The sequence below is a fragment of the Leisingera sp. F5 genome (genome assembly GCF_001593695.1).
The window spans coordinates 1-5,023 of sequence record NZ_LUKH01000139.1 but is presented as its reverse complement, the minus strand read 5'-3'; the positions used below and the strand labels follow the sequence as shown (position 1 = coordinate 5,023).

At 62.1% G+C, this 5,023-nt stretch carries 5 protein-coding genes and 1 pseudogene; all 6 read right to left on the bottom strand.

All coding sequences use genetic code 11. The annotated features are described in order from the left end of the window. Positions 1–559: 559 nt before the first annotated feature. Positions 560–832: pseudogene (locus A2I95_RS25825) on the bottom strand (ABC transporter permease subunit); the annotation flags it as partial. A gap of 320 nt (positions 833–1,152) precedes the next feature. After that, positions 1,153–1,827 (bottom strand): ankyrin repeat domain-containing protein, encoded by a 675-nt coding sequence (locus A2I95_RS25820; RefSeq protein WP_291734521.1) that lies wholly within the window; start codon positions 1,825–1,827, stop codon positions 1,153–1,155. Positions 1,828–1,883: 56 nt separating this feature from the next. After that, positions 1,884–2,363: a heme-binding protein gene (locus A2I95_RS25815; protein WP_027259989.1), complete on the bottom strand. Its 480-nt coding sequence runs from the start codon at positions 2,361–2,363 to the stop codon at positions 1,884–1,886. Between the two features lie 90 nt (positions 2,364–2,453). Beyond that, positions 2,454–3,062 (bottom strand): response regulator transcription factor, encoded by a 609-nt coding sequence (locus A2I95_RS25810; RefSeq protein ID WP_027259990.1) that lies wholly within the window; start codon positions 3,060–3,062, stop codon positions 2,454–2,456. Beyond that, the gene (locus tag A2I95_RS25805; RefSeq protein ID WP_291734517.1) at positions 3,059–4,519 is read right to left on the bottom strand and encodes an ATP-binding protein; all 1,461 of its coding nucleotides are present in this window, start codon (positions 4,517–4,519) and stop codon (positions 3,059–3,061) included. Before A2I95_RS25805 ends, A2I95_RS25810 begins: the two co-directional genes overlap by 4 nt. Positions 4,520–4,805: 286 nt before the next feature. After that, positions 4,806–5,023: hypothetical protein (locus tag A2I95_RS25800; protein WP_291734516.1), on the bottom strand; the 218-nt coding region annotated here is incomplete at its 5' end.

Below are 5,023 nucleotides of genomic sequence, written 5' to 3'. Positions count from 1 at the left end.
CTCGGCCAACAGCACACACCCGACATCGAAAACCGCGAAACAAATCCCGCTTCAGTCCAACACCGGCCACACAGAGCCCCTATCGCGGAGCGATTTAGTGCTTGGGCGCAAAGCTGAAGGCAGATTGCGAAAATGCCGGACAGCGTTTTATACTAGCACGTCCCGCTGAGTGTTTTTAACCTGTAGAAAGAAAAAGCATTCCTGCCGATACCGCCTCGAACTTGAGAAGCAGTTTGAATCCGATCCACCAGGTGCCGGGACTGAATACCTAGACATTGGTGCTCGCTTGTTTTGAGAAATTTCGACTGTCAGATGCACTAGGGGTGCGTTTAGTTACCCTTGATCTGTGACCCAAAGGCTGGCAGATGGATTTGGTATCCGCCGGGACCTTGAACTGCGGCCGGATTGCTGTGCCGTGTTTCATATCTGTCCGGGAGCGCGCATTTGCGCGAGATTTCAGGCGCTCACGGCGGCCGCTTGCTCGGCCGCCGGTCGGAGTAGTTGCGGAGGATTCAGGCAATCATTTCTCCTTTTCCAAAGATACGCCTTGCGAAATGGTTCAACGCCGCTTGCCCGAGAAAGCCCCCTGAACAATCCTGTCGATAGTGATTGCGCAGAAAAGGATGGCAAAGCCGCCTAGAAGGCCTGGGCCCTTGGCCGCATACTGCAGTGCCTCAAGGATTGATTTGCCGAGCCCGCCTCCACCAATCAGCGAGATTATCACAACCATAGACAGGCACATAAGGATCGTCTGGTTAGCGCCCGCCATTATAGATGGCAGAGCCAACGGCACTTCTACATCCTTCAACATTTGTGCTTTGCTTGCCCCATATCGGCGCAAAGCACCGGTCACGATAGTGAGGTTGGCCGGGAGCGGCACTCTATGAGGCAGTGAAATACTGGATCGCAGAACTGAAAGCCTGCCTTGGTCGATTGCCATCGACAGTCGCCTCTCAGGGGTTTTGAAGGCGGTCGCAATCCAGGATCATGGCGCAGCGCGCGGATCACAATTTCGCAGCAGAACGGTGCAGGAGGGACAATACATGAGACTGTGCCTCGCCGCCGGTCGCGGCGGTATAGGCGTTGACGCGGCAGGATCTGGGCATTGCCAACAACCAGCGGATTGAAGCACCTGCCGCTTGTTCGCACGGGTCAATTCTGGTTGCCCAACAGGGACAGTATCTCGAGGTATTGACGGTCTTCTGCATGGTCACGCGGAGTGGCACCGTCACGGTCTCCGATTGTTTGATCTGCACCCGCCGCGGCTAAAAGCTCGACCACGGCCTGGTGATCCGGGCCACCGTCGCCCAGGATCACCGCCTCGATCAACGCGGTCCAGCCGAGGTTGTTGACATGATCGAGCGGCGCCCCGGCGTTGATTAGACGGCGCACCACCTCGACATGGCCCAGATGCGCGGCGGCGATCAAGGCGGTGCCGTCATACGGGCTGGTAGTCAGGCCGGGGTGGTTGCCCAGTTCGATGGCCAGCGACATCAATTCGGGGTCGTCGGCCACGGCGGCGATGGTGACTACGTCATAGGCCTGCCCTTCGAGTGCGTTGAGATCCGCCCCGGCCTTGGCCAAGGCGCGCAGGGTGGCGTCCTGCGAGGCGAAGGCAGCCACGTGGGCGGGGGTGCGGCCACGCCGGTCGCGTGCATTGAGATCGGCGCCGCCAGCGGCGAGGCAGCCCAGACCGGCGACATCGCCGGTCTGGGCTGCGCGGTGCAGCCCGTCGTAAGCGGCAATTTCCGCGGCCGAGGGTGCGGTTTGGGCCAAGGCGGGCGACGCTAGGGTCAGAATGGCGGAAAACAGGAGGAATTTGAGCATTTGATGTCTCCGATGTGGATAGGCAGCCCGACGGGATGACCGGCCGCCCGACGGGATCATTTTGCGCCGATGGCATCAAGCCCGGCGCGGGCGCAGGCCTCGTCCAGGTGGCCTCCGGGGGCGCCGCCGACACCGATGCCGCCGACCAGCGCGCCACCAATCCTGATTGGCAGGCCGCCGCCTTGGATCACCATGCGGCGGTCCATGTAGCGCAGGCCGTCATGTTGCGGGTTTTCACCGATGAAATTGGCCAGACCGGCGGTGTCGCGGCCCATCGAGGCCGAGGTGAAAGCCTTGCCCTGGGCGCTGCCTACGGTGTGCGGCCCGGAATTGTCGGCTTTCAAATGCACCTTGGTTGCACCGTCACGGGCGACGATGGCGACGCTGACATTGTAGCCGTCAGCGGCACAGGCCCCAAGCGCGGCCTGGGCGGCCTTGGTGGCCATGTCGAGCGGCAGATAGGCGGCAGTGGGTAGCTCTTGCGCGGCCAGGGTGGCGGGGGCCAGAAGGGAGGCGAGGATCAGTTTGCGGATCATGGCGTGTCTCCTTGTCAAAATCGATTTAGAGAGACTATGGCGCGAAGGGCCGGCGTGGTATTCGTAGACCTTGCACGCATCTCCGTAGTTCTACGGGCTGTCGCGGCCTTCGAGCCATATACGGGTCAGTTCGGCCTGCGAGGTGGTGCCCAGCTTGGCGCAAATCGCGGCACGGTGGCTTTCGATGGTGCGCGGCGACAGGCCGAGACCCTCAGCGATCTGTTTCGATGTGAAGCCCTCGGCGATGCGGTCAAGCACCTGCGCCTCACGCGGGGTAAGCGATTGCAAGAGGCTGCGCGCCTCAGCCTTTTCAGCCTCCGCCAGCAGGCGCCGTTCCAGGATTTCATTGCCTTTCTGAATGGCGTCGATCAAGTCCTGTTCATCGATGGGTTTCGACAGAAAATCGACTGCGCCGTTGCGAAAAGCCTGCCGGCAGGCTTCGATATCGCCGTGGCCGGAGACGACGACAGTTGGCCAGCCGATGTTCCGTTCTGCCAGCTTTTCCTGAAGCTTCAGACCCGAGATCAGCGGCATCCGAATGTCGAAGATCAAGCAACCGGGGGCAAGCCCGTCGAGCCGCGCCAGAAAGGCCTGAGGATCGGCAAAGGGCGTTACGTCCACGCCGACGGTCGACAGCAGCAGGGTCAGCGCATCGCGCACTGCCTCGTCATCGTCGACCAGATAAACCGGATGTGTCATTGCGCGGCCTCCGCAATGGGAGCCGTCAACGGCAGGTCGATCCGGAAGACCGCTCCGGGGTTGCCTCCGCCATAGGAAATCGTGCCGCCCGCGCGTTCGATCAGGCGCTGGCTAAGCGCCAGCCCCAACCCGGTGCCTTCGGCGCGGGTTGTCATGAAGGGCATGAACAGCTGGGGCATCATGCCGGCCGCGACGCCGGGGCCGTTGTCGGCAATATCGAGGGTAGCAGTATCACCGCTGCCGCGCAGCGTGATCTTGACGCGTGCCTGGGGCGTACCCTCAAGCGCCTCGAGTGCATTACGCAAGACGTTGTGGATCACCTGTTCGATTTCCACCTGATTCACTGTCACCGTGACTGGGTGGTTTGTTGGGGTGGCCTCGAGGGTGACACCCCGGCGGTGCGCCTCGGCCGACAATAGCGCGCGGACATTGGCGATTGCATCGCGCAGGTCAATCGGTGCGGTGCCGGCGCGCTGCGGACGCGACCAGTTGCGCAGCCGTTCCAGGATCGTCGAGGCGCGCCGGGCTTGGGCGATGGTGCCATCGAGCGCCGAGGCCACGGCATCGCTGTCGCCTCGCGCCAACAGGCGCTTGCCGGCCTGGGCCTGGGCCAGGATCGCGGTCAGGGGTTGGGTCAGTTCATGCGCCATGCCACTGGCCATTTCTCCCATCGCGTTGACCCGCGCAGCATGGCTGAGCTGGGCTTCCATCCGGCTGAGGCTGGCCTGTTGTTCGGCCGCGCGCACCCGGCGGCGTTGCCGGGATGCAGCGGTGACTGCAGCATAGAGAAGCCCGGTCAGCAACAGCACAAGCGCGACCTGCGCGGGCGGCAGGAGATCGGCCGGGCGCGTCCGCATTGCAGTTTCCAAAAGCAGGGGTTGCGAGCCGCTTCCAAGAGATTTTGCGAACCGCGCCGCGCTCATACCCGAGGATTGGACCAGCACCGTGCCATCCGGCAGGGACACCCGGAAGCTGGCCTTGTCCTGCGCCCAAAACGCGGCGTTGCTGTCGAACAGTTGGGCGGCATCGACGCTGAGCGCCAGGGCATAGAGTGCCTGATCCGAGTTCGGGCTGCGTTTGATCAGCAGGTAATGCTGCGTTTTTTCCGGGTGCGGCAACATCACCGGGACACCGGTGGAGCGCGCGGCGGCAGCGCGGATTTGCTCGGCGGTGTCGGCCGAAATGACCATCGCACCGACGATGTCCCGAGCGGGATCCAACGGCACAAGCTGCACGTCGCCGATCCGCGGGTAGAACCTTGAAATTGTTGCTGCGACGTCGAGGAAAAGATCGTTGCGCTGTCCCGCGCCGGCTACGGCAATGGCCGACAAAGCCGTCAGGTGTGCATCGTGTTGACCAGCCCGTTGCGAGGCAAGCCGTTGAAGTGTGGCGCTTTCGCTGTCGAGCCGGGCGGAATGAAGCCAAAACTGTACCGCCGCGAGGCCTGCCAGCCCCATAACCCCCGCCATCAGAGTGGACAAAGCCCGCCGCGTTGCCTTGCTCCCGAAGAGTGATATCATCTGCGTTGTGCTCATTGGGCAAGGCTAACATAGCGCGCTTGAACTCCAAGGCTATAAGCTCATACCAGAATGCCGACTGCTTCTGAGCACTGTCGGCGGTCACTGCGGCATTTCTGCTCCAACACGAGGATTTAGCCCGCGGCAACCATGGGAATATTTCTGGACTACCCCGTAACCGTCTTCGACCAGAGCAAATGACAACTCTGCCACTTTACGACACCGTCTAATCCGGCTGCGTCGGTGCAACCCACCCGCGATCAATGACGGCAAAGCTGCAGGTTTCTCGGACGCTACGCGCGACGTTTGAGTGATGCGCGGCCTTGCCTGGCGTCGGAGAAGCGCGCAAGCGGGAAATCGCGTTGCTGGAATTGGGCAGGCCAGCTGGCTCTATGGGGGTTTGAAGCGGTTGATTGCCTTGGTTCTTGTTCTGCAGGTTGGGCC